The organism is Brucella tritici (assembly GCF_008932295.1).
Lineage (GTDB): Bacteria > Pseudomonadota > Alphaproteobacteria > Rhizobiales > Rhizobiaceae > Brucella > Brucella tritici.
On the sequence record NZ_WBWA01000020.1, the window covers coordinates 47,537 to 70,884 of the forward strand.

Consider the following 23,348-nt stretch of genomic DNA (forward strand, 5'->3'; position numbering starts at 1 on the left):
TGAACGACCGAAATACTGCGTCCCAGAGGGCATATCTATGCACAATACCTTGAATATCATTGTCGAACGCTATCCCATCGCCGGAAGATTCACAATCTCCAGAGGCTCCAAGACGGAAGCCGCTGTTGTTGTGTGTGTGATTGGCAACGGCCTCCATAAGGGGCGCGGCGAATGCGTTCCTTATGCGCGTTACGGCGAAAGCATTGAAAGCGTGAGCGCCCAGATTGAAGCCACCCGTACTGCTATTGAAGGTGGCGCCACGCGACAGGATATCCAGGCTTTGATGCCAGCCGGAGCTGCCCGCAATGCGGTCGATTGTGCCTTATGGGACCTCGAAGCCAAGACGTCGGGCAGAAGCGTTGCTGAAATGCTCGGCACCTCGCCCCGTCCTCTTGAAACCGCTATTACCGTCTCGCTCGGTACACCTGTCGAAATGGCGGAATCGGCGGCAAAGGTGGCTCACTATCCTCTGATAAAAGTGAAGATGGGCGGCGAGAACGATATCGAGAAAATCCAGGCGGTCACAAAGGCAGCTCCGAACAGCCGCATCATCATCGATGCAAACGAAGGCTGGACGGCAGACAACATCGCCGAGAACATGCGTGCCGCAGCCGAAGCAGGCGTCGTTCTTATCGAACAGCCCCTGCCAGCAGACAATGATCATATTCTTAGCGAGATCGAACGCCCAGTCATCATCTGCGCCGATGAAAGTGTCCATACATCCATCGGCCTTGAGAAGCTGGCCGAACGCTACGACGCTGTAAACATCAAGCTCGATAAAGCAGGTGGGCTGACCGAAGGTCTCATCATGCGGGACAAGGCAATAGACCTCGGCCTTCAGATCATGGTCGGCTGCATGGTCGGCACGTCCCTTGGGATGGCGCCGGCGGTCTTGCTCGCCCAGAAAGCCAATGTGGTCGATCTTGATGGACCATTGCTTCTCGCCCATGATCGTGATCCGGGGTTGCGCTATGAAGGCGCACTGGTCTATCCGCCCGAAGCCACCGTCTGGGGCTGATCCACCTGTTGATAACTCTCGCTCGCGGTGCCATTGATCGGAGCGAGAGCATCTTCAAAAATATCGGCACAAGAATCCCAGGTGAATTGTTTGAGTACTTGCGCAGGCTCAAACGGCTGCATTTCCAGCGCCGCCAGACATGCCTCCCCAAGATTTTCGGAAAGAACACCGGCACCTGTTGCTCCCACGACATCCCGTGAACCGGGCACCGGATAGGCCGCGACTGGCAGGCCGGACGCTATCGCTTCCAGCAAAACAAGACCAAACGTGTCTGTCCGGCTTGGGAAAACAAACACATCTGCGGCAGCATAAGTTTTTGCCAACGCCTCGCCTTCCCGTTTTCCAACGAACACCGCTTCTGGAAATCGCGTCTGCAATTCATTGAGGGATGGACCGTCGCCGACGATCAGTTTTGTGCCGGGAAGATCAAGTTCGAGAAACGCTGGCAGGTTCTTTTCGGTGGCGACTCGACCCACACAGATGAAAATTGGTCGCGGCAGGTCCCTCACCACTTCCGTCCGAGGATAAAACAGCGTTCGGTCGACCCCACGCGTCCACAGGTCCAGTCGCGTAAAACCTCGCGCCTTGAGATCATCCAGAATGGATTGGGTCGGCACCAACGTATGCTGAGCCGCATTATGGAAACGACGCAGGAATGCGTAGGTCCAGCTCGGCGGTATAGGAAAGCGCTCTTGCAGGTACTCGGGGAACCGAGTGTGAAAGCTTGTCGTGAATGACCAGCTCATTTTCAGGCAAGCACGCCGCGCCATGAAACCCAGAGGTCCTTCTGTTGCGATGTGCACATAATCCGGCTGCAAGGACCTCAGACGTCGCCTAAGCGCACCTGGTGCGATGAGCGCAAGCCGGATCTCCGGATAGGTCGGACAGGGGATCGATCTGTAGTCTAGCGGGGATATGACAGTGACGTCGTATCCACGTTCGATCATCAAGTCACGGCATTTGGTCAGCGTGCGCACGACGCCGTTGACTTGAGGATGCCAGGCGTCGGTGACGATGACGATTTTCTTCATCGGCGCAAATTCACCAACTCACGAACGGGTCGCGGAAGCTGAATGACCCTGCCCTCGTCATGGTCTTCACTATCCGAATTGACGATCCCTGCCGTCTGGCGGCGATCGCGCCGTTCAGTCCATTCGATGAGTTCCATCCGACCATCGAAATGTTCGATCACAGCCGTGCAGCTTTCCACCCAGTCGCCTGTATTGATGTATTCGACGCCATTCATGCTCTCGATCGTGGCATGATGGATATGACCGCAGATAACGCCGTCGACCCCGATACGCTGCGCTTCTTCAGAAACCACATTCTCGAACTGACCAATGAAATTGACCGCCTTTTTGACGCGGAATTTAGCCCAGGCTGAAAACGACCAGTAGCGCAGGCCAAAAAGCGAACGGACACGGCTCATAATCGTATTTATCCAGATCGCCGTGTCATATGCCCAATCGCCCAGATAGGCGATGAAGCGTGCATTGCGCACCACCACATCGAACTGATCGCCATGGATAACAAGAAACTTGCGACCGTCTGCCGTCTCATGGATTGCCCGGTTCATCACTTCGATGCCGCCGAAATGCGTCCCCTGGAAATTTCGCAGGAATTCGTCATGATTCCCGGCGATATAGATGATATTGGCGCCCTTGCGACTCTTGCGGAGCAGCTTCTGGACCACATCATTGTGTTCCTGCGGCCAATGCCAATTACGCCGCAGACGCCAGCCATCGACAATATCGCCGACGAGGTAGATCGTCTCGGCTTCATGATAACGAAGAAAATCCAGAAGCAGTTCGGCCTGAGCGGCCTTTGAACCGAGATGCACATCCGAAATAAAAAGAGTTCGGAGTTTTCTGGGCTGTGGAGCGTCGGTGCTCATTTGGTTGTCCCCTTCAATGGCAACCTGATCTGAGCGCAGAAAACCCGATTCATATCACAAAGATATGACGGCTTGTTTTGAAGCACGGAAAACAAGCTTCCGCGCTTCATTTCGTGATCCTCTTAAGCGACTAGTCTTACCTTTGGGCCCACATAGCGCGATTGCGGGCGAATGAGCTTGTTCGCTGCTATCTGTTCACGACAATGCGCTACCCAACCCATAGTTCTTCCCATCGCGAAGACACAGGTAAACGCCTCACGCGGGAAACCGAGTTGCTCAAGCAACAGAGCGGTATAGAACTCGACATTTGTTTCGAGAGAGCGGTCCGGCTTGTGGCGTTTAAGAATCGCGATGGCGGCTTTTTCGACGGCCTCAGCCAGTTCAACGCGAGGTTTCCCACGTTCATGCTCAAGCACTTCAATATGCTTCAATGCGGCTTTCAAGGCATCAGCGCGCGGGTCGCGTACGCGATAAATTCGATGACCGAATCCCATCAGCCTTTCCCCATCAGCAACAGCCGATTCCAGCCACCGTTCTGCGTTGTCGGGTCTGCCTATTGCATCCAGCATATCGAGAACAGGGCCTGGCGCACCGCCATGCAACGGCCCTTTCAAAGCGCTGATTGCAGCGAGCAGAGAAGAGGTCAATCCGGCCCGCGTCGATGCCACAACACGAGCAGCGAAAGTCGATGCATTCAATCCATGATCGGAAACGGTCATAAGATAAGTGTTCAGCCCGGCAATTTCTGCTTCGGCAGGCATTCCAGCATTCATCATACGAAGAATGTCCGCACTATGGGGAAGCGTAGGATCAGGACGAATTGGAAGCCGTCCCTTTTGCCCTCGTAGAATGGCGGTCGTGAAGACCGCCGGTGCCGCCATCAAATGCAGTGCTGCAGTCAGATCATCGTCGTCGGGGATGCGGGCCATCAATGCGCGAAGCGCTTCTATGGGTGACATTTCCATCAAGCTATCGTCAAGCGCGTCCGTATGATGAAATACCTGCACGCGCGCCTCGCCTAGCGCTTTCTGAAGCTCCTCCCCTTTGGGAAGGTCAGTGAAAAAACCGTCCCAAAGAAGTTCTATTCCATCTTCGACGCTACTGTGCGGGACCAGATCGTCCAGCGACCGACCGCGAATAACCAGCTTGCCCGCCAGCCCGTCGACGTCAGACAGCACGGTTTCGGCAGCAATCACATCTTCGAGTCCGCTATTCATTGTAATTCTCCTTGTTTGCCTTTCGACATTGAATCCAAGTATAGTTGACGTCAATCTTGATGAAATCGATCAATGTAGGGAGCAATAATGGACTGGCTGACAACGGAAGAAGCCCTCGCCGTTCTTCAGACGAAGCCGCAGACTCTCTATGCCAATGTGAGTCGCGGTCGCATTCGTTCCAAGCCATTACCCGACAATCCCAGACGCAGCCTTTATAGATCGGAGGACGTTCATCGATTGGCTGACAGGCGCCCCGGTCGTAAACGAGATAGCGTTGTTGCCGCCGACACCATTCGTTGGGGACTTCCAATCATGCGTTCGGGTATCTCGACCATTATCGATGGTCGCCTGCTCTATCGCAGTTACGACGCTGCTGAACTCTCAGAAACAGCGACACTGGAAGAAGTAGCCGCCTTGCTGTGGCAGATGGATTTCGGCAATATCAGCGTCTCTAGTACTACCCCAAATCCGGACAACCGTCAGAGCAGTTCCGTACCTCTGGAACGGTTATTTACTGTTTTTGGCATTCGCGCAACCAACGATCTGCCCAGTTCCGGACGCTCTACGGCAATTCTGCAGCACGAGGCCTTTGGTCTGCTGCAACTTTTTCATAATACCGTTCTTGGAGTTGCTGCATCCGATAAGCCTTTGCATGAACGTATTGCCTCAGCTTGGGAAAAGCCGCAGGCAAGCGATATGATCCGGCGCGTTCTGGTGCTTCTGGCGGACCATGAACTCAATGCATCGGCATTCGCCACACGCGTTGCGGCATCGACGGGTGCACCGCTTTCGGCTGCAATTCTCGCCGGGTTATCAACATTGATCGGCCCGCGACACGGGCGAGCGGCAACTGTTGCCGCGGCTATTGTTGCCCAAGCCCGGCAAATAGGTGCGGAAGCGGCCATCAAGGACCAACTCAGGCAAGGCACTCAATTTCATTTGTTCGGTCATCCGCTTTATCGTGAAACAGGTGATATACGTGCTTCCGCGTTGCTGGAACATCTGGACCTGCCTGCTCTATATCGCGATCTGGAGCGAAGTGCTGCGGACATCCTTGGTGAAAAACCGAATGTCGATTTCGCACTCGCTGCGGTGACAGAAATCTATGAACTGCCGCCGGATGCGCCGCTGTTCCTTTTCGCACTCGCGCGCATTGCTGGCTGGCTCGCCCACGCACTGGAACAAGCGGATAGCGGATCTCTGATACGCCCCAGAGCGGAGTTCACTCCCCCCCATTGAATAGCGACACTCACCAAATATTGTTCTCAAGGACAGCATTTTCTGCCCGTAAAAAGTGGACATATACGCCCGTGAACCAGAATCCGGTTGATCGAACCGCTCGCTTGGTGGCATGTCTTGAGAACTTGAACGAAAGATGAGGATCGAGCCGTGGACTTGGGCCTGAAGGGTCGAAAGGCGATTGTATGTGCTTCCAGCAAGGGACTTGGACGGGCTTGCGCGGAAGCGCTTGCCGAAGCCGGGTGCGATCTGATTCTCAATGGACGAAATGAAGAAATCCTCGCGGAAACAGCGAAGACAATTCGCCAAACATTTGGTGTAAAAGTCGATGCAGTGGCTGCCGACGTATCAACTGCTGGAGGACAGGAAAAACTGCTCTCTGCCTGTCCTGCGCCGGACATTCTCGTCAATAATAATGGTGGCCCCGCCTTCAAGGATTTCCGCCTTCTTGATCGCGACGCAATCCTGCAGGGAGTGACGCAGAATATGGTTACCCCCATCGAGCTGATCAAAGCCGTGATCGACGGGATGGTGGAGCGCCGTTTCGGTCGTATCGTCAATATCACGTCAACGTCGGTCTACGCTCCTATTCCCGGCCTTGATCTCTCCTCCGGGGCTCGTGCCGGTTTGACTGCGTTTCTGGCTGGCGTCGCCCGCACGGTTGCAGCCTCCAATGTGACGATCAACAATATCCTTCCAGGCGCCTTCGACACGGATCGCCTTCGTAGCGGCTTTGCATTCTCGGCCCAGAAAAACGGCACGACACCTGGTGCAGAAGCTGCAAAGCGGGCATCGGCGATTCCTGCAGGAAGAATCGGCCAACCAAAGGAATTTGGCCAGGCTTGCGCCTTCCTTTGCTCGGAACATTCCGGGTTCATTACCGGGCAGAATCTCGTTATCGACGGCGGTGCGTATCAGAGTGCGTTTTAACAGCACCAAACGATAGATCTGCAAATTTGGAAAAACTCATTCTCGAAAACGGGCCTACTGAGATTTGAGCCGATAGACTAAGAACAATAACGGCCCAGTGTGCGGAAGCAGCGTGCAGAAACTGTATGCGATCACCGCGCCCTCCACGTGCAAGTGGGCTTTTGCCCTGCACGAAAGATTTTGGAAAGCGATGCGACCATGACCAAGAAAACACCTTCCACTTCCCGTTCGGATTTCGATGAAGCAGCTCTGTTCTTCCACCGTTATCCGAAGCCCGGAAAGCTGGAAATTCAGGCGACAAAGCCGCTTGGCAACCAGCGAGATCTGGCGTTGGCTTATTCGCCTGGCGTGGCCGCTCCCTGCCTCGCAATCCACGAAGACCCGGCAACTGCCGCCGAATATACTGCCCGCGGCAATCTCGTTGCCGTCGTGTCAAACGGCACTGCGGTTCTCGGCCTTGGCAATATTGGCGCCCTTGCTTCCAAGCCGGTCATGGAAGGTAAGGCCGTCCTTTTCAAGAAATTTGCAGACATCGACGTGTTCGACATCGAAATCGATGCGCATGAGATCGGCCGCATTGTTGATGTTGTTGCTGCTTTGGAACCGACTTTCGGCGGCATCAATCTTGAGGATATCAAGGCGCCTGAATGCTTCGAGGTTGAAGAACAGCTTCGCGCTAAGATGAACATTCCTGTCTTCCATGATGACCAGCACGGCACGGCGATCATTGTCGCAGCGGCGGTATTGAACGGTCTGGAACTTGCCGGAAAAAAGATCAGCGACGCCAAGGTTGTTACATCCGGCGCTGGTGCTGCAGCTCTTGCGTGCCTCAATCTGCTCGTCAATCTCGGTGCAAAGCGCGAAAACATCTGGGTCTGCGATCTCGAAGGCGTTGTCTACGAAGGGCGTAACACGCTGATGGATCGCTGGAAGGAAGTTTACGCACAGAAGACCGACGCACGTGTTCTGGCCGATGTCATCGGCGGCGCTGACGTCTTCCTCGGCCTTTCGGCTGCCGGCGTGCTGAAGCCTGAGCTTCTGAAGCAGATGGCAGAAAAGCCGTTGATCATGGCGCTCGCCAACCCGAAGCCGGAAATCATGCCGGAAGAGGCTCGTGCGGCCCGCGCCGATGCCATGATCTGCACCGGACGTTCGGACTATCCGAACCAGGTCAACAACGTCCTTTGCTTCCCTTATATCTTCCGCGGCGCGCTTGATGTCGGTGCGACTGCAATTAACGAAGAAATGAAGCTGGCGGCTGTTCGCGCAATTGCCGCGCTTGCCCGCGAAGAGCCTTCAGATGTTGCTGCACGCGCATATTCCGGTGACACGCCGACTTTCGGACCGGACTACATTATTCCGTCGCCGTTCGATCAGCGCCTGATTCTGCGTATAGCCCCGGCAGTTGCCAAGGCCGCGATGGAAACAGGTGTAGCCACGCGTCCGATCGAAGATATGGAAGCCTATCTCGATCGTCTGAATCGCTTCGTCTTCCGCTCTGGCCTCATCATGAAGCCAGTTTTTGCCGCAGCCCGTGCCCAGGAAAAGCCGAAACGCGTCATCTATGCGGATGGTGAAGATGAACGCGTACTCCGCGCTGCTCAGGTCGTGATCGAAGAGCGCGTCGCAGCTCCGATCCTCGTGGGACGCCCGCAGGTCATTGAAACCCGCCTGCGTCGCTATGGCCTCAAGATTCGCCCGGGAACTGATTTCGAACTCATCAATCCCGAAGACGATCCGCGCTATCGCGACTATGTCGATCTTTATCTTTCCTACACCGGTAGACAGGGCGTCACGCCAGAGGCGGCACGTACCATTGTCCGCACAAACTCGACCGCAATTGCCGCTCTCGCCGTTATGCGTGACGAAGCGGACGCCATGATATGTGGTCTTGAAGGTCGCTTCGAACGCCACCTCCGTGTTGTACGCCAGATTATCGGCAAGGTTCCAGGTATCCGTGACTATTCTGCATTGAGCTTGCTGATTTCACAGCGCGGTGCCCTCTTCCTCACTGACACTTATGTCAATGTCGAGCCAGGCGCGAACGAAGTCGCTGAAATGGCAATTCTGGCCGCGAAGGAAATCAGCCGCTTTGGAATTGAGCCAAAGGCAGCACTCGTATCGCATTCGAATTTCGGATCGAAAGAATCAGCCAGTGCGGAAAAGATGCGCGAAGCCGCAGCAATTCTCGCCGAGAAGGCGCCGGAACTCGAATCCGACGGCGAAATGCATGGTGATTCCGCTCTCTCGCAGGCACTGCGTGATCGCGTGTTCCCAAATTCACGCCTAAAGGGCGAAGCCAATCTTCTTGTCTTCCCCAACCTTGACGCCGCTAACATTACGCTGAACGTGGTCAAGACGGTCACAGATGCACTGCATGTAGGTCCGATCTTGCTTGGTGCGGCCCGCCCAGCACACATTCTGACGCCTTCGGTCACCTCGCGTGGTGTCGTCAATATGACTGCGCTGGCAGTGGTCGAAGCCTTGCAGAAATCCGGAGAAGCTCTTCGTAGGAAGAAGTAAATTAACAATAACTAAGTTAGAATTATATAATATAAATCTAATGAACGGCGAGTATATTTAAATATACTCGCCGTTAGTATTTAATTTACTATATTTTTCAAACATGATAACGCCAGCATCGATATCGAGGTTATCATGTCTATTATTTCAATTAATTCTAATAGAGCAATTTTTTACTCAGCAATCCTGCTACTGTCTGGAGTGCTGGCTGGCTGTACAACTATACCACCCACGAAATTGTGCACGCCTCTCGAACAAAAGCAGCTTAAGAAACAGCATCTCGTCACCCAATCAGCTCTTGATCGCAAGGAAGCAGAGCTTTCCCGCTTGAGAAAGACCTCATCTCAGGATCGTTGCGTGGGCAGCTTGTTTACCTCTGCTGTCAAATCAGTGCAGTGTACAAAATTGCTGACCAGAACAGATCGACTGGTAGCTGAAACACAGACTTTGCGCGAACGCCTTAATGAACTGAACATGGCGCTTGCCGGACGTGCGTCACCATCCAAACACGTAAAATCCTGCAAGGCGTCCTGGGTCGCATCGCCTAAGAAGCCTCAATTGAAAACGGTCCACATTCCGCAGCAGAAATTCAAAGCAACAGCCAAGGCGCGCGCCGAGATGAGTAGCACCATCACTTTGCCTGCCTATGAAACACCTGCTCCTGTCGAAGTGGAAAAAGTCGATTACACGTCATCTGCGGCGGTGCAGTCCTCGAATACTACACCGGCCTACGTCGCGCCTGCCAAAATAACCCCGCCTGTGGAACGCCCCTATACGGCGAACGCAAATGTCAGGGTTGTCGGCTCAGAGTTTTTTCCGGACCAATCAGCACCAGCAAGTCGGCCAGTTCCGGACCATGCGCCTGCCCCGTAAGCGCTAGGCGCAAGGGCATGAAAAGGTTCTTGCCCTTGCGCCCCGTTGCAGCCTTCACCGCATCAGTCCAGACTTTCCAGGTTTGATGATCCCATGGAGCTGACGGCAACAGAGCAAAAGCCTCTTTCAGGAAAGCACGATCCTCTTCTGACAAGTCCGGCATTTCTGGCAAGTTGCCATCAACGATAGACCACCAATGCCCGGCATCCTTGAAGCGGTCGAGGTTTCCTCGTACTGCCAGCCAGAAGGGTTCAGCCTTCGCGCCGGAAATACCCATGTCCGCCAGACGTGACTGGGCTTCTGAAAACGGCATCTCGTGCAGAAGGGCACGATTGAGCGTATCCAGTTCCGCAGGATCAAACTTTGCCGATGACTTTGATATGGAAGCCAGATCGAAGCGTTCGGCCAGGCTTTCCATACTGGGCGCAGCCGATACACTTTCCGATGTACCAATCAGAATCGCCAGCGATGCGACAGCCATGGGCTCGAAGCCAGCTTCGCGCAGTGAACCGACAGACAGAGCGCCGGTTCGTTTTGAAAGCCCTTCGCCCGAAATTGTCGTCAGCAAATTGTGATGTCCAAAAACTGGAGCGGTAGCCCCCAGCGCCTCGAAAATCGCAATCTGCACGCCGGTATTGGTCACATGGTCATCGCCACGAATGATATGTGTGACACCCAGATCTATATCATCCACTACCGATGGCAGCGTGTAGAGATAAGTGCCGTCCTCACGCACCAGCACCGGATCCGACATTGATGCCAGATCGACAGTCTGCGGACCGCGAACCAGATCGTCCCAATGGACCTCCGTGCGCTTGGTATCGAATGGATCGGTTTCGAAATTGGGCAACAGGAAACGCCAGTGTGGCTTGCGCCCCTCAGCTTCGAAAGCGGCCCTCTCATCTTCGGTCAGCTTCAGGCCTTCGCGGCCATATACCGGCGGCAAACGACGCGCGAGACGCAGCTTGCGACGGCGCTCCAACTCATCCGCTGTTTCATAACAGGCATAGAGCAAACCGGCCTGTTTGAGCTTCTCCACTGCCTTGCCGTAGACATCGAAACGCTTAGACTGATATTCGACACGATCAGGTTTGATACCGAGCCAGTCGAGGTCGACTGCAATTGCCTGAGCATATTCTTCCCGGGAGCGTTCAACATCGGTATCGTCATAGCGCAGAATGAACTTGCCGCCGTTCTTCTGAGCGAACAGCCAGTTTGAAAGCGCTGTGCGCGTATTGCCAATATGAATATAGCCCGTCGGCGACGGAGCAAAACGAACAGTTACGGTCATTTTAGTGTCTTTCAGCGGTCGCGGAAGCGGTTCGTTATAGGGTAGCGGCGATCGCGTCCGAAATTCTTCTTGGTAATTTTAACACCAGGCGCCGACTGTCGGCGCTTATATTCAGCGAGATAGAGCAAATGTTCAATCCGTTGAACGATTTCGAGTGGATGCCCGCGCTTGGCAATCTCAGTGTTGCTCATTTCGTTTTCGACGAGGCATTCAAGAATGTCATCCAGAACCGGATAAGGCGGCAAACTATCCTGATCCGTCTGATTTTCACGCAGTTCAGCGGATGGCGCTTTGGAAATGATATTGTGCGGGATCACCTCACCCGACGGGCCAAACGCGCCGTTCGGTACATGGCTGTTACGCCACTCCGACATCGCATAGACCTGCATCTTGTAGACATCCTTGATCGGATTGAACCCGCCATTCATGTCGCCATAAAGCGTCGCATAGCCGACCGACATTTCAGACTTGTTGCCGGTGGTAACAACCATCGAACCAAATTTGTTTGAAACAGCCATCAGAATGGTGCCGCGTGCACGGCTCTGCAGGTTTTCTTCCGTAACACCGCTCTCGGTTCCCTTGAAAAGCGGATGCAGCACCTCAAGAAAGCCTTCAACTGGCGCGGAAATAGGAACGATATCGTAACGAACGCCGAGTGCCTTCGCACAATCAGCAGCGTCTTTGAGAGATTCATCGGACGTGTAGCGGTAGGGCAGCATGATGCAGCGCACCCGATCCTTACCCAATGCATCGACACCCAGAGCCGCACAGATTGCCGAGTCGATGCCGCCCGAAAGCCCGAGCACCACATCCTTGAAACCGTTCTTGTTCACATAATCCCGCAATCCAAGCATGCAGGCGGAATAGTCAGCTTCAAGCCTTTCCGGAAGAATGGCCTTCTCACCTTCATCACAGCGCCAGCCGTCATTCTCTCTGTGCCAGACGGTCAGCGTGATCTGCTCCAAGAATTGCGGCATTTGCAGGCAAAGCGACCGGTCAGCGTTGAATGCGAACGATCCACCATCGAAAACCAACTCATCCTGCCCGCCAACCTGATTGGCATAAACCATTGGCAAATCGGTTTCGATTACCTGTTTCAGGACCACTTGATGGCGTCGGTCCATTTTCGCACGGTGATAGGGCGAACCGTTTGGTACAAGCAAAATCTCTGCGCCACTCTCGGCCAGCGTTTCCGCCACACCGAGTTCACCCCAAATATCTTCACAGATTGGAATCCCGATGCGAACGCCGCGGAAATTAACTGGTCCCGGCATTGGACCTGCCTGAAATACGCGCTTCTCATCGAACTCGCCATAATTCGGCAGGTCGACCTTGAACCGTTCGGCAATAATCTCGCCACCATCCAGCACTGCAATGGAGTTATGCAGTCCGCTTTCACGGCTGAGCGGTGTTCCTATGATGACACCGGGGCCGCCATCGGCTGTGTCGCGTGCTAGTTCGCTTACGGCCTTTTCACATGCAGCAAGAAAGGATGGTTTCAAAACCAGATCTTCCGGCGGATAACCGGAGATGAACAACTCTGTAAACAGAATGAGATCGGCCTTCATCCTGGCAGCCTCGGCGCGTGCCGCGCGTGCCTTGGTCAGGTTTCCGGCGATATCGCCCATGACGGGATTAAGCTGCGCAACGGCAATACGGAGCATGGCAAGATTCTCGTGAGAGGCTAACATGCCCAAGCTTTAGCGCGCTTGGGTAAGCAAATGCAACGGATGCAATCAATCAACCGCTTTGTTTGTCAGACCAGATATGTCTTGACGAGGATATAGCCCCAGACCGCGACGACGAACACGATGGAAATCAGAACAGCGAGCGACCCGCAATCCTTTGCAATCTGAATTTCCTTATGAAAATCCCGCGAGACGGCATCACAAGTTGCCTCGATACCGGTGTTCAGCACTTCCACGAGGATAAGGAACAGGATCGATCCGGTCATAAAAAGGAAAGCAAGCCAGGTTGGCGCAAGGAAAAAAGCCACTGGCAGGGACAGAAGAAACAACACCAGCTCCTGTTGAACTGCCTTTTCATGTCCTGCGAGGTACTTCAGTGCTCGCATGGAATTAAGAAAAGCCAGGAAAATCCGCTGCATCATTACCCTCAATCAAATTGGTTACAGCTTGGCCCGAAAATCAAAGCCGATTTTCAGAAAGCATAAAGCGTTCCTCATGCATCCGTTCAGACACATGCCGCTCCAAGGCAATCAATAGGTGAGTTTCCCCGAAATGCAACAGGGCGGAGATCGAAACCCCGCCCTGCACGTTCTGGAATGTTGGAAACCGTCAGGCGCTCGCGACCTGCTTGTCCGTACCGGCATCGCGCTCCTTCTTGAGGAGTTCGGCCAGCAAAAACGCCAGTTCCAGCGCCTGATCGGCGTTGAGACGTGGATCGCAATGCGTATGGTAGCGATCGTGCAGATCTTCTGCCGAGATCGCACGCGCGCCGCCCGTGCATTCCGTCACATTCTTGCCAGTCATTTCGACATGAATACCACCTGGATGCGAGCCTTCAGCGCGATGAATCGCGAAGAAGGACTCCACTTCCTTGAGGATACGGTCGAACGGACGCGTCTTGTAGCCACCGGCAGTGATCGTGTTGCCATGCATAGGATCACATGACCATACAACCTTGCGACCTTCCTTTTCGACAGCACGAATGAGCTGCGGCAGGTGATCGCCAACCTTGTCGTAGCCAAAGCGTGCAATCAGCGTCAGACGTCCTGCTTCGTTTTCCGGATTCAAAAGATCAATCAGGCGAATAAGATCATCCGGCTGCAGCGACGGCCCACACTTGAGACCGAGCGGATTCTTGATGCCGCAGCAGTACTCGATATGAGCATGGTCAGCCTGACGTGTGCGGTCGCCGATCCAGATCATGTGGCCGGACGTGCCGTACCAGTCACCGGAAGTCGAGTCCACGCGGGTCAGAGCTTCTTCATATCCAAGAAGCAGCGCTTCATGGCTGGTGTAGAAATCGGTTTCACGCAGCGAATGATTGCTATCAGCAGTGATTCCGATTGCCCGCATGAAATTCATGGTTTCGGAAATACGCTGCGCCAAAGCTGCATATCGTTCTGCCTGCGGGCTCTTACCGACAAAGCCGAGCATCCACTGGTGAACGTTCTCCAGATTTGCGTAACCGCCCTGGGCGAACGCACGCAGCAGGTTAAGCGTTGCCGCAGACTGGCGGTATGCCATGTCCTGGCGCTGCGGATCAGGAATGCGCGAGGCCGCGTCAAATTCGATCCCGTTGATGATGTCACCACGGTAGGATGGCAGTTCCACTCCATTAAGCGTTTCCATGTCCGATGAACGCGGCTTGGCGAACTGACCGGCGATACGGCCAACTTTCACGACCGGCTTCGAAGCGCCAAATGTCAGCACGACAGCCATCTGAAGAAATACGCGGAAAAAGTCGCGGATGTTATCCGCGCCATGTTCAGCAAAGCTTTCGGCGCAATCACCGCCCTGGAGCAGAAATGCCTTGCCTTCCGCCACTTCGGCCAATTGCTGCTTGAGCTTGCGCGCCTCACCTGCAAAAACCAGCGGCGGATAGGTGCGAAGACGGGCCTCAACGTCGTTCAGAGCCTGTGCGTCCGGATAAAACGGCACTTGCTTGATCGGTTTGTTTCTCCAGGAATGCGGGGTCCAGTTCTTCGTCATTTGAGCACCTGTTTGCTTCTATCCGCTCGATTTCTCTCGGATTATATCCTCCTTACACGAAAGCCGGAATCCCTTAACGGACAGCCCACATCTGACAATGATGGCAGCCTGCCCCGGAAACCCGGCGTGCGTGGTCGCGCTGATATAATGCAGGCTGAGACTTTATGCCAGCAATATTCGTTAACCGAAGAAACCGGTTGCGAACGATTTATCCGTCGATTTTCTCACCATTCACGACACGATAGGTCGGCTTGTACATGGTGACCAGTTCTTCGGCCGCTGTCGGATGAACCGCCATCGTACGATCGAAGTCATCTTTGGTCGCACCGGCCTTGAGTGAAATACCCAAAAGCTGAGCCATTTCACCGGCGTCCGGCCCCATGATATGGGCCCCGACCACCCTGCGGCTCGCGGCATCGACGATGAGCTTCATGAGCATTTTCTCATTGCGACCGGAAAGCGTATTCCTCATCGGACGGAACAGCGCTCTGTAAACCTCGATTTCCGGGTACTTCTTCGCCGCCTCATCTTCCGGCAAACCGACCGTGCCGATTTCGGGTTGGGAGAACACAGCCGTCGCGATCAGCTCGTGATCAGGCTTGGTCGGATTGTCCTTGAAGGCCGTTTCGAGGAAGCACATGGCTTCGTGGATTGCCACGGGCGTTAGCTGGACACGGTTCGTGACATCTCCCACAGCCCAGATATTTGCAACATTGGTGCGCGAATAATCATCGACCGGAATAGCGCCAAGCTCATCCATCTTAACGCCAGCTCTCTCCAGCCCAAGACCCGTCGTGTTGGCCTTGCGCCCGATCGCCATCATTGCCTGACCGACATCCAATGTGTCGCCGTTGTTCAGCGAAATCTTCAGATTGCCGTCTGACTGTTTCTCGATCTTTTCGAAAACCGCTTCACAAATGATGCGAATGCCCTTGGCTTCCATCGTTTCGTGCAACAAATGGCGCAAATCCGGGTCGAAACGTGAGAGGATTTCCTTGCCTCGATAAACAAGCGTCGTTTCGACGCCAAGGCCATGGAATATGTTTGCAAACTCAACGGCGATATATCCGCCACCCGCAATGGCAATCGCTTTCGGCAGCTCGGCCAGATGAAACGCTTCGTTGGAGCTGATGCAAAATTCATATCCGGGCATGGTTTCAGGCATGCTCGGATGACCGCCGGTGGCGATCAATATCTGATCTGCTGTGACGCGACGACCATCGGCTTTCAGTTCGATAGTATGCTCATCAATCAATTCGGCCCGGCTGGAGAAAATTTCGACTTCAGAATTCTGGAGCCCCTTGGTATAGAGCCCCTCAAGCCGGGTAATCTCCTTGTCCTTGGCATCAATCAGCTTTTTCCAGTCGAATGTCGATGCGCCAACATCCCAACCGTAACCGGCAGCATCTTCAAAATGTTCAGGAAACTGCGAAGCATAGACGAAGAGCTTCTTCGGCACGCAGCCGCGAATAACACAGGTCCCACCCATGCGATATTCTTCCGCAAGGCCGACCTTCTTGCCCATCGCTCCGGCGAGACGTGCAGCCCGAACCCCGCCGGAACCGCCGCCGATAACAAACAGATCATAGTCGAAGCCGGTCATGGGATTCTCCAATTAAACATTGCGTTGGCCGATATGTAGGCAAAAGAAAAAGCCCGGCCAAGTGACCGGGCTTTCAAATTCCGCGTTACCGCTAAAAATTACTGCTGTGCGGGTTGTGCCGGAGCTGCCGTAGCGCCTGCCTGGGCAGCCAGAACCTCGGCCACGCCTGTCGCCAGATCACGGGCGATGCCGTTCTGCCAGATATTTGCTGCCTTCACGACTTCACGCGTCACAATCGGGCCTTCCGACAAGAGCTTCTTGCCTGCAGGCGACGTATAGAATGCTGCAATGGCCTTGAGCTCGTCTTCCGAGAATGCCTTTGCATAGGCGCGGGCAGATTCGGTTTCGAGATCCGCGCGGCGGGAAGCCAGAGCCAGAGCCTTATCATCGACAGTTTTGGTGATGAGGGCTTCCAGGTTCGGATCCTTCTGGATCAGCTCACCCTTCAGGGAGCGCGCTGCATTCGGCAGAATTTCATCGAACTGCTCGGTAGCATTAATTGCAGAAATAGCAGCGCGGGCGGCTTCCAGATGAGCTTCAGTGATTTCTTGTGCCGATGCTGCATGAATGCCCGACATCAGTACGAGCGCGGAAAACGGTGCAATCAGACGGCGAAAGCCAGTTGCCGGGATCATAAGGACAGTACTCCGTTCAATCAGTTCAAGACCGGTTCATGGTGCGGATGCCGTCGTTGCCGGCTATCACTGCCGCACGCGCCAGTCCGATGAAAAGTCCGTGCTCGACAACGCCTGGAATTGCGAAGAGAGCGTCAGATAGTGTCTTTGGATCGGGAATGCGGCCAAAAGATGCATCCACGATATAATGCCCACCATCTGTTACGAAGGGTGAGCCATCTTTTAAACGCAGTGCCAGCGGGCCTGCAAGGCCACACTTCGCAGCTGCTTCTTCAATCGCGCGCAGTGTTGCGCCGAGACCGAAGCGATTGACCTCCACAGGCAGCGGAAAACGCCCAAGTGTTGCGACAACCTTTGAACTGTCAGCAATAACGATCATTGCATCAGATGCCGCAGCCACAATCTTTTCACGAAGAAGCGCTCCACCGCCGCCCTTGATGAGCGAAAGATCGGTGTCGACTTCATCGGCGCCATCCACGGTCAGATCGAGATGAGGCGTTTCATCGAGTGTCGTAAGTGGAACACCGAGTTCCTCGCAGAGTTTTGCGGTGCGTTCGGAAGTAGGCACTCCAATGACCTTGAAGCCGTTGCTTACCTTGTCGGCAAGCAGACGCACGAATTCCTCGGCCGTCGAACCAGTACCAATCCCCAGACGCATTCCGTCCTTGACGTGTGCGAGTGCTTCTGCGGCGGCTGCGATTTTCAGCTTGCGAGCTTCGTCCATACCTGAATTCCCGATATTCCCCTGCGGATTCTCATTGTAGTCCGGTTCGCCTCTAGCATGCGGACGCGACACAACAAAGCGCCTATTCGAACTATGACGCAGAATTTCGGTTTTTAGAGCACATCCCGATCGCAAGGTTGAGCCAGAGGCGACAATCAGATAGGAATTTCATATTCCCCATTTCACACGCGAGAAGCTGATGTCTGCTGCCAATCCCAAACCCATCATTGTTTTTGATCTCGACGGAACTCTTGTCGATACAGCACCAGATCTTCTCGACAGCCTCAATCACTGCCTCGCAATATCAGGCCTAAAGACAGCCGACCGTGAATCGTTGCGAAGATTCGTGGGGCAAGGTGGCCGCGTCATGATCGAACGTGCGTTCGCCGCTCAGCAAAAACAGGCCAACGAAACGCAGCTCGACAATCTGGTCGAAGAATTCCGTGAGCATTATGCCGATAATATGCCGGGGCATTCATCTTTCTTCCCAGGTGTTCTGGAGGCAATGGATCGCTTTTCGGCAAGTGGTTATGAGTTGGCAGTCTGCACGAATAAATTCGAGGCTTTGTCGGTAAAACTCCTGACCTCCATGGGGGAAGCTGAACGATTTGCAGCAATCTGCGGAGCCGACACATTTGCTTATCGCAAGCCTGATCCGCGCCATCTCACCGAAACCATCGCACGGGCTGGCGGCAATCGCGAACGGGCAATCATGGTCGGGGATAGCCGGACCGATATCGATACCGCAAAAGCGGCTGGCATCCCTGTTGTTGCCGTCGACTTCGGATATACCGATCTTCCTGTGCAGCATTACGACCCAAGTCGTGTGATTTCGCATTTCGATGAATTCACTCTCGAAATGGCTGGAGAACTCATCGATGCAGTCACCGATCCCGTATAAAGGGAGAATGGGACATGATTACGCAACGTTTTCTTATAGTTGGCTTAGCTTATTTAGCCATAATATCAACAGCCTCTGCAAATGACGGATCGCCGGGTCTGCCCGGCGTGCAACCGCAAAAACCTATCGTGTCTGCCCCGCCACCTGCCCCCGAACCGGATCAGAAACCCAGTGGAAGCTGGAAGAATTTTCGTGTCGGTAATACTGACGTGACGATCTCAGGCAGCATCACTGTTGATGTCGGCACCCAGAACAGCCGGACATCTGGTCGTTAATTGCGAGAGGATCGCACCAGTGCCGACAAGACGGCAGGTATCTGAGCAGGCAAATCTTCTGCAATAAGTCCATGGCCAAAGCGTCGAGCAGCGTCAGCATGCATCCACACTGAAGCACAAGCGGCTGCGAATACCGGCATCCCCTGCGCGAGCAGGCCGCACACAATACCCGTCAAGACATCGCCCGATCCAGCTGTGGCGAGCAACGGCGTTCCATTGGCATTGACGACCGCCACACCACCCGGTTCCGCGATCACGGTATCCGGGCCTTTATATATAATGACGGTATTGGCGCGCTTTGCAGCCTCACGAGCCTTTTCGATCTTCGATACAGAACTCAGTGCAATATCCGGAAACAGGCGTCGAAACTCTCCTTCATGTGGCGTCAGCACAAGCGCAGTCTTGGCGCGCTGCCGCCTATCGAACAGCTCACTTGGTTTCTGTTCAAAAGCCGTAATCCCGTCGGCATCCAGAACCAGTCCGTGAAATCCTTCCAGTTCGCTATTTGCGAGAAACAAGGCGTGGTCACGCGCGAATACCGGATTTCCATATCCCGGCCCGAGTACTGCGGCTGCGACCTTGCGTTCGGTACAGAACTGCCCAACATCCTTCAAACCGCGAGTTTCACGGAGCATGATACTGGTCAGATGTGCAGCATTGACCGCCATTGCATCGGGTGGAGACAGGAGTGTTACCGCACCCGCCCCACTGCGGGCCGCAGCAAGCGCTGACAGGCGAGCGGCACCAGTCGAATGAGCACCGCCGGAAAACACGGCAACATGGCCGCGGCTATATTTGTAAGCGTCAGCGCCAAGTACCGGCAGGCTGCTTTCCCAAAGGTCTGAAGCATTCTCGAAAACATGCGGTTCTATCGTGGCGAGTATGTGATCAGGAATACCGATATCCGCAACATGGAGAACACCGCAATGCGCCCTTCCCGGCTGCAGCATATGACCGGGCTTCTTGCGAAAGAACGTAACTGTTGCACGTGCGCGGATTGCCGTTCCGAGGATATCGCCGCTTTCACCAGATATACCGCTTGGCAGGTCAACCGCTACAACCGGCACATCAGACGTGTTAATCGCGTCAATTGCGATGGCTTCTGCTCCATGAATGTCGCGAGCCAATCCCGCGCCAAACAAGGCATCGATTACGCCGCCGAAACTGGCGACCGAAAATTCGCCGAAGTTGGACACAGGCCCTTTATAGAAAAGTGATGCCCGCATGGCATCCGACCCTTTTCGAGGAGGCGCAGATGCGAAACAAACAACTTCCAAACCTGCTTCGAGCAGAAACTGCGCCGCGACATAACCATCGCCGCCATTATTGCCTGGTCCGCACAAAACAGCAACGGGTGCTTTGCGCGGAAACATCCGTTGCGCAACCTCCGCAACGGCATGGCCTGCCGCGAGCATCAGCGAAAATCCGTCCTTGATGCCAGTTTCAATCGTCAGGCGATCCGCTTCTGCCATTTCCCGCGGGGTCAGCAACTCGTACATCGCGTACCTTTTCAACACAGTTTGTCGAAATGATTAAATACGTGGCACAGGACTTTATGCAAGCTTGCCCTCTTTTAATGCAAAATGACTAATTTTTAGACAGAAAAACCAGAGCGATAGTGCCTATTAAGAGCCTGCCATCAGAGTCCCGCTTGCACAAGCGCAATGAATAGTGCCACTCTGCCTGCGGATGAAGGAAATTAAAGAAAAATCTTGCATCCAATTCAAACTGGCACACTTCATGCTTCTCTATGGGTGAAGCGGGCACAATGCCCATTTCCGAAGAAGAGCGGAGACCATTCTCTGATGAAAAAGATCGAAGCTATCATTAAGCCCTTCAAGCTGGATGAAGTGAAGGAAGCCCTTCAGGAAGTTGGCTTGCAGGGGATCACTGTCATCGAAGCCAAGGGCTTTGGACGACAGAAAGGCCATACCGAGCTTTACCGCGGCGCCGAATATGTCGTCGACTTTCTTCCCAAAGTGAAAGTTGAAGTCATCGTCGCAGACGAAACCGTAGACAGCGCTATCGAAGCCATCCGCAAGGCTGCCCAGACGGGACGCATCGGCGACGGCAAGATTTTCGTCTCCAACATCGAAGAAGTTATCCGTATCCGCACCGGTGAATCCGGCGTAGATGCCATCTGATAATACCTGCGTACAATCCATCGTCGTGCAAACAGGGAATTAAAATGACGACTGCCAACGATATTCTCAAACAAATCAAAGACAACGACATCAAGTTTGTCGACCTTCGCTTCACCGATCCGAAGGGCAAGCTACAGCACGTTACGATGGATATCGGCCTCGTTGACGAAGACATGTTTGTCGACGGCGTGATGTTCGACGGCTCTTCTATCGCTGGCTGGAAAGCCATCAATGAATCCGACATGGTTTTGATGCCGGACCCGACGACCGCTCATATCGATCCGTTCTTCGCTCAATCCACGCTCGTCATCCTGTGCGATATTCTCGACCCTGTTTCGGGTGAGGCCTATGCCCGCGATCCGCGCACGACCGCAAAGAAGGCCGAATCCTACATGAAGTCGCTCGGTATCGGCGACACGGTCTATGTCGGGCCGGAAGCTGAGTTTTTCGTTTTCGACGACGTAAAGTACAAGGCAGATCCATACAACACCGGTTTCAAGCTCGACTCGACCGAACTACCGTCAAATGACGACACCGAATATGAAACTGGCAACCTCGGCCACCGTCCGCGCGTCAAGGGTGGGTATTTCCCGGTTCCGCCAATCGACAGCGCGCAGGATATGCGCTCCGAAATGCTGACGGTTCTCACCGAGATGGGCATCACGGTTGAAAAGCATCACCACGAGGTCGCTTCCGCGCAGCACGAACTCGGCGTGAAATTCGACACACTGGTCCGCAACGCCGACAAGATGCAGATCCAGAAATATGTCGTGCATCAGGTCGCCAATGCCTATGGCAAGACCGCAACTTTCATGCCGAAGCCAATCTTCGGTGACAACGGTTCGGGCATGCACGTCCACTTCTCGATCTGGAAAGAAGGCAAGCCGACCTTCGCTGGTAACGAATATGCCGGTCTGTCGGAAAACTGCCTTTACTTCATCGGTGGTGTCATCAAGCATGCCAAGGCCGTAAATGCCTTCACCAATCCGACAACCAATTCCTACAAGCGCCTGGTTCCGGGTTATGAAGCTCCGGTTCTGCTTGCCTATTCGGCTCGCAACCGTTCGGCCTCCTGCCGTATTCCGTTCGGAAATTCGCCAAAGTCCAAGCGCCTGGAAGTTCGCTTCCCTGATCCGGCTGCGAACCCATATCTGTGCTTTTCTGCCCTGCTGATGGCTGGTCTTGACGGCATCAAGAACAAGATTCATCCGGGCCAAGCCATGGATAAGGATCTTTACGATCTGCCTGCCAAGGAACTGAAGAAGATTCCGACCGTCTGCGGTTCGCTGCGTGAAGCCCTGCAGTCGCTCGACAAGGATCGCGAGTTCCTGAAGGCTGGCGGCGTGTTCGACGACGATCAGATCGATAGCTTCATCGAACTCAAGATGGCCGAAGTGATGCGTTATGAAACGACGCCGCATCCGGTCGAGTACGACATGTACTACTCGGTCTAAGAAAACTGCGCGAACGCCAATCCGTTCGCGCGATTTCTTTTGCTCTTACCGAGGGGAACGACGCGCAACACTTGATGATTGCGCGCGCAAAAGAAACCCCGGCATTGCCGGGGTTTCTTCATTAAATAAATGCGATAATCTTGATATTTAAAGTGCTTGGAGCACGCGAGCGGCCATCATCATTTCGATTGCTCTCTTCTTCCGTCGCTCCACGGCTTCCGCGTCCGATCCCCAATGTTCGATAGTCCAATCTTCATCGAGGTGAGCCAGATTCCAGCCTTGTTCTGCGGTAACTTCGCCTTTCGCAATAGCAAGTGCAATAATCGCCGACCCGGTCAGCGTCGTCATCGTATGCAGTGACGCCAGCGCGATTGGATCTTTGTAGCCAGCCAGATGGACGCCAAATGCGGCAATGGCTTCCCGCGATTGTTCGATGTGCATCACACCTTCTGCAAGCGAAAACCGGGCGCCGAGGCCTTCCATCCAGTCGATGAGCGGATCCCATTGTGCGGTCTGCCGAGAAACAAGTTCCTGCGGACTATCCGCACGATAACAAAGCATATCCGTGCCTGCGAAACGCAGAATATCCTCGAAAACCGCTTGTGGGTCCAGCGCAATTCCATCAATCGCTGTATTCATCAGACGGGTCGCAGGCATCTTTCCCGGATCGATGACCTTTTCCTGAGCAGCGAATTCATCCGCCACGATCTGAGCTGCCGTCATGCTCGGCAACAGCAGAAGGTTGCGCGCCGGCGTCTTGACGGGACGACCATCCAGATGGACTGCAAAGCCGCCTTCAACCTCTGCCACTTCCGCCTTTTCGTAGAAACGTTTGGGCAACGGTGCCAGCATTTGCTTTTGCGCACGCACGATCGGATTCTCGTCGGAAAGCTGCTTTCCCGCTTCAGGATCACTCAAAATATCACGCATAGATTTATCCAGTTCTATAT

The 23,348-nt window shown here is 54.2% G+C and carries 21 protein-coding genes; 9 read left to right on the plus strand and 12 right to left on the minus strand.

Going from position 1 to position 23,348, the window contains the following annotated elements; translation table 11 throughout:
- Positions 1-37 precede the first annotated feature (37 nt).
- On the plus strand, positions 38-1,018 hold the full coding sequence (dgcA, locus tag F9K91_RS18220) for an N-acetyl-D-Glu racemase DgcA (protein WP_151678380.1): 981 nt from the start codon (positions 38-40) through the stop codon (positions 1,016-1,018).
- Here dgcA and F9K91_RS18225 read toward each other — a convergent pair.
- The 3 genes from F9K91_RS18225 to F9K91_RS18235 all read right to left on the minus strand — a co-directional run bounded on the left by F9K91_RS18225 (position 988) and on the right by F9K91_RS18235 (position 4,129).
- A complete protein-coding gene (locus tag F9K91_RS18225) occupies positions 988-2,049 on the minus strand; it encodes a glycosyltransferase family 4 protein (RefSeq protein ID WP_151554903.1) in 1,062 nt (353 codons plus the stop codon). The two genes, dgcA and F9K91_RS18225, sit on opposite strands and share 31 nt — an antisense overlap.
- Entirely contained in the window at positions 2,046-2,912 is an 867-nt protein-coding gene (locus F9K91_RS18230) for a UDP-2,3-diacylglucosamine diphosphatase (RefSeq protein ID WP_151554902.1), read from the minus strand. Before F9K91_RS18230 ends, F9K91_RS18225 begins: the two co-directional genes overlap by 4 nt.
- Before the next feature lie 122 nt (positions 2,913-3,034).
- A complete protein-coding gene (locus tag F9K91_RS18235; protein WP_151678381.1) occupies positions 3,035-4,129 on the minus strand; it encodes a citrate synthase/methylcitrate synthase in 1,095 nt (364 codons plus the stop codon).
- 87 nt (positions 4,130-4,216) lie between these two features.
- Here F9K91_RS18235 and F9K91_RS18240 point away from each other — a divergent pair, with 87 nt between their 5' ends.
- The 4 genes from F9K91_RS18240 to F9K91_RS18255 all read left to right on the plus strand — a co-directional run bounded on the left by F9K91_RS18240 (position 4,217) and on the right by F9K91_RS18255 (position 9,694).
- Positions 4,217-5,368 (plus strand): citrate synthase, encoded by a 1,152-nt coding sequence (locus F9K91_RS18240; RefSeq protein WP_151678382.1) that lies wholly within the window; start codon positions 4,217-4,219, stop codon positions 5,366-5,368.
- A gap of 150 nt (positions 5,369-5,518) precedes the next feature.
- Positions 5,519-6,298 (plus strand): SDR family oxidoreductase, encoded by a 780-nt coding sequence (locus F9K91_RS18245; RefSeq protein ID WP_151554899.1) that lies wholly within the window; start codon positions 5,519-5,521, stop codon positions 6,296-6,298.
- A 198-nt stretch (positions 6,299-6,496) separates the two neighbouring features.
- Entirely contained in the window at positions 6,497-8,821 is a 2,325-nt protein-coding gene (locus F9K91_RS18250) for an NADP-dependent malic enzyme (RefSeq protein WP_151678383.1), read from the plus strand.
- 135 nt (positions 8,822-8,956) lie between these two features.
- Positions 8,957-9,694, plus strand: coding sequence for a hypothetical protein (locus F9K91_RS18255; protein WP_151678384.1), 738 nt, complete (start codon positions 8,957-8,959; stop codon positions 9,692-9,694).
- Here F9K91_RS18255 and gltX read toward each other — a convergent pair.
- From gltX to rpiA, 7 genes are all read right to left on the minus strand, one after another.
- Entirely contained in the window at positions 9,612-10,985 is a 1,374-nt protein-coding gene (gene gltX, locus F9K91_RS18260) for a glutamate--tRNA ligase (protein WP_151554896.1), read from the minus strand. The two genes, F9K91_RS18255 and gltX, sit on opposite strands and share 83 nt — an antisense overlap.
- An 11-nt stretch (positions 10,986-10,996) precedes the next feature.
- On the minus strand, positions 10,997-12,676 hold the full coding sequence (locus F9K91_RS18265) for an NAD+ synthase (protein WP_151678385.1): 1,680 nt from the start codon (positions 12,674-12,676) through the stop codon (positions 10,997-10,999).
- A gap of 65 nt (positions 12,677-12,741) precedes the next feature.
- A complete protein-coding gene (locus F9K91_RS18270) occupies positions 12,742-13,092 on the minus strand; it encodes a diacylglycerol kinase (RefSeq protein WP_151678386.1) in 351 nt (116 codons plus the stop codon).
- A gap of 190 nt (positions 13,093-13,282) precedes the next feature.
- Entirely contained in the window at positions 13,283-14,662 is a 1,380-nt protein-coding gene (locus F9K91_RS18275) for a class II 3-deoxy-7-phosphoheptulonate synthase (RefSeq protein WP_151678387.1), read from the minus strand.
- Between the two features lie 208 nt (positions 14,663-14,870).
- The gene (gor, locus tag F9K91_RS18280) at positions 14,871-16,265 is read right to left on the minus strand and encodes a glutathione-disulfide reductase (protein ID WP_151554893.1); all 1,395 of its coding nucleotides are present in this window, start codon (positions 16,263-16,265) and stop codon (positions 14,871-14,873) included.
- Positions 16,266-16,363: 98 nt separating this feature from the next.
- Entirely contained in the window at positions 16,364-16,900 is a 537-nt protein-coding gene (locus tag F9K91_RS18285) for a DUF2059 domain-containing protein (RefSeq protein ID WP_151554892.1), read from the minus strand.
- A 25-nt stretch (positions 16,901-16,925) separates the two neighbouring features.
- Positions 16,926-17,624, minus strand: coding sequence for a ribose-5-phosphate isomerase RpiA (rpiA, locus tag F9K91_RS18290; RefSeq protein ID WP_151678388.1), 699 nt, complete (start codon positions 17,622-17,624; stop codon positions 16,926-16,928).
- Between the two features lie 199 nt (positions 17,625-17,823).
- Between rpiA and F9K91_RS18295 the strand changes: the two genes are divergently transcribed.
- A complete protein-coding gene (locus F9K91_RS18295) occupies positions 17,824-18,525 on the plus strand; it encodes an HAD family hydrolase (protein WP_061346251.1) in 702 nt (233 codons plus the stop codon).
- A gap of 14 nt (positions 18,526-18,539) precedes the next feature.
- The gene (locus F9K91_RS18300; protein ID WP_151554890.1) at positions 18,540-18,800 is read left to right on the plus strand and encodes a hypothetical protein; all 261 of its coding nucleotides are present in this window, start codon (positions 18,540-18,542) and stop codon (positions 18,798-18,800) included.
- Here the strand turns inward: F9K91_RS18300 and F9K91_RS18305 are convergent.
- Positions 18,797-20,299 carry an NAD(P)H-hydrate dehydratase gene (locus tag F9K91_RS18305; protein ID WP_151678389.1) on the minus strand — a complete coding sequence of 501 codons (1,503 nt, stop codon included), beginning with the start codon at positions 20,297-20,299 and terminating at the stop codon, positions 18,797-18,799. The two genes, F9K91_RS18300 and F9K91_RS18305, sit on opposite strands and share 4 nt — an antisense overlap.
- Positions 20,300-20,605: 306 nt before the next feature.
- Here F9K91_RS18305 and F9K91_RS18310 point away from each other — a divergent pair, with 306 nt between their 5' ends.
- Together F9K91_RS18310 and glnA are read left to right on the plus strand one after the other, a co-directional pair.
- Entirely contained in the window at positions 20,606-20,944 is a 339-nt protein-coding gene (locus F9K91_RS18310) for a P-II family nitrogen regulator (RefSeq protein ID WP_002964122.1), read from the plus strand.
- 44 nt (positions 20,945-20,988) lie between these two features.
- Complete coding sequence (glnA, locus tag F9K91_RS18315; RefSeq protein ID WP_151678390.1) at positions 20,989-22,398, plus strand: type I glutamate--ammonia ligase; 1,410 nt, start codon at positions 20,989-20,991, stop codon at positions 22,396-22,398.
- 147 nt (positions 22,399-22,545) lie between these two features.
- Here the strand turns inward: glnA and F9K91_RS18320 are convergent, their stop codons facing one another.
- Positions 22,546-23,328, minus strand: coding sequence for an ATP12 family chaperone protein (locus F9K91_RS18320; protein ID WP_151678391.1), 783 nt, complete (start codon positions 23,326-23,328; stop codon positions 22,546-22,548).
- Between the last annotated feature and the right edge of the window lie 20 nt (positions 23,329-23,348).

What these genes read in the sequence shown, in the direction of transcription:
- dgcA (WP_151678380.1), top strand. Translation starts at nt 38, where the DNA reads ATGCACAATACCTTGAATATCATTGTCGAACGCTATCCCATCGCCGGA.
- F9K91_RS18305 (WP_151678389.1), bottom strand. Translation starts at nt 20,299, where the DNA reads ATGTACGAGTTGCTGACCCCGCGGGAAATGGCAGAAGCGGATCGCCTG.
- F9K91_RS18320 (WP_151678391.1), bottom strand. Translation starts at nt 23,328, where the DNA reads ATGCGTGATATTTTGAGTGATCCTGAAGCGGGAAAGCAGCTTTCCGAC.
- F9K91_RS18250 (WP_151678383.1), top strand. Translation starts at nt 6,497, where the DNA reads ATGACCAAGAAAACACCTTCCACTTCCCGTTCGGATTTCGATGAAGCA.
- gor (WP_151554893.1), bottom strand. Translation starts at nt 16,265, where the DNA reads ATGACCGGCTTCGACTATGATCTGTTTGTTATCGGCGGCGGTTCCGGC.
- F9K91_RS18265 (WP_151678385.1), bottom strand. Translation starts at nt 12,676, where the DNA reads ATGTTAGCCTCTCACGAGAATCTTGCCATGCTCCGTATTGCCGTTGCG.
- F9K91_RS18235 (WP_151678381.1), bottom strand. Translation starts at nt 4,129, where the DNA reads ATGAATAGCGGACTCGAAGATGTGATTGCTGCCGAAACCGTGCTGTCT.
- F9K91_RS18275 (WP_151678387.1), bottom strand. Translation starts at nt 14,662, where the DNA reads ATGACGAAGAACTGGACCCCGCATTCCTGGAGAAACAAACCGATCAAG.
- F9K91_RS18270 (WP_151678386.1), bottom strand. Translation starts at nt 13,092, where the DNA reads ATGCAGCGGATTTTCCTGGCTTTTCTTAATTCCATGCGAGCACTGAAG.
- glnA (WP_151678390.1), top strand. Translation starts at nt 20,989, where the DNA reads ATGACGACTGCCAACGATATTCTCAAACAAATCAAAGACAACGACATC.
- rpiA (WP_151678388.1), bottom strand. Translation starts at nt 17,624, where the DNA reads ATGGACGAAGCTCGCAAGCTGAAAATCGCAGCCGCCGCAGAAGCACTC.
- F9K91_RS18300 (WP_151554890.1), top strand. Translation starts at nt 18,540, where the DNA reads ATGATTACGCAACGTTTTCTTATAGTTGGCTTAGCTTATTTAGCCATA.
- gltX (WP_151554896.1), bottom strand. Translation starts at nt 10,985, where the DNA reads ATGACCGTAACTGTTCGTTTTGCTCCGTCGCCGACGGGCTATATTCAT.
- F9K91_RS18310 (WP_002964122.1), top strand. Translation starts at nt 20,606, where the DNA reads ATGAAAAAGATCGAAGCTATCATTAAGCCCTTCAAGCTGGATGAAGTG.
- F9K91_RS18240 (WP_151678382.1), top strand. Translation starts at nt 4,217, where the DNA reads ATGGACTGGCTGACAACGGAAGAAGCCCTCGCCGTTCTTCAGACGAAG.
- F9K91_RS18230 (WP_151554902.1), bottom strand. Translation starts at nt 2,912, where the DNA reads ATGAGCACCGACGCTCCACAGCCCAGAAAACTCCGAACTCTTTTTATT.
- F9K91_RS18285 (WP_151554892.1), bottom strand. Translation starts at nt 16,900, where the DNA reads ATGATCCCGGCAACTGGCTTTCGCCGTCTGATTGCACCGTTTTCCGCG.
- F9K91_RS18255 (WP_151678384.1), top strand. Translation starts at nt 8,957, where the DNA reads ATGTCTATTATTTCAATTAATTCTAATAGAGCAATTTTTTACTCAGCA.
- F9K91_RS18225 (WP_151554903.1), bottom strand. Translation starts at nt 2,049, where the DNA reads ATGAAGAAAATCGTCATCGTCACCGACGCCTGGCATCCTCAAGTCAAC.
- F9K91_RS18295 (WP_061346251.1), top strand. Translation starts at nt 17,824, where the DNA reads ATGTCTGCTGCCAATCCCAAACCCATCATTGTTTTTGATCTCGACGGA.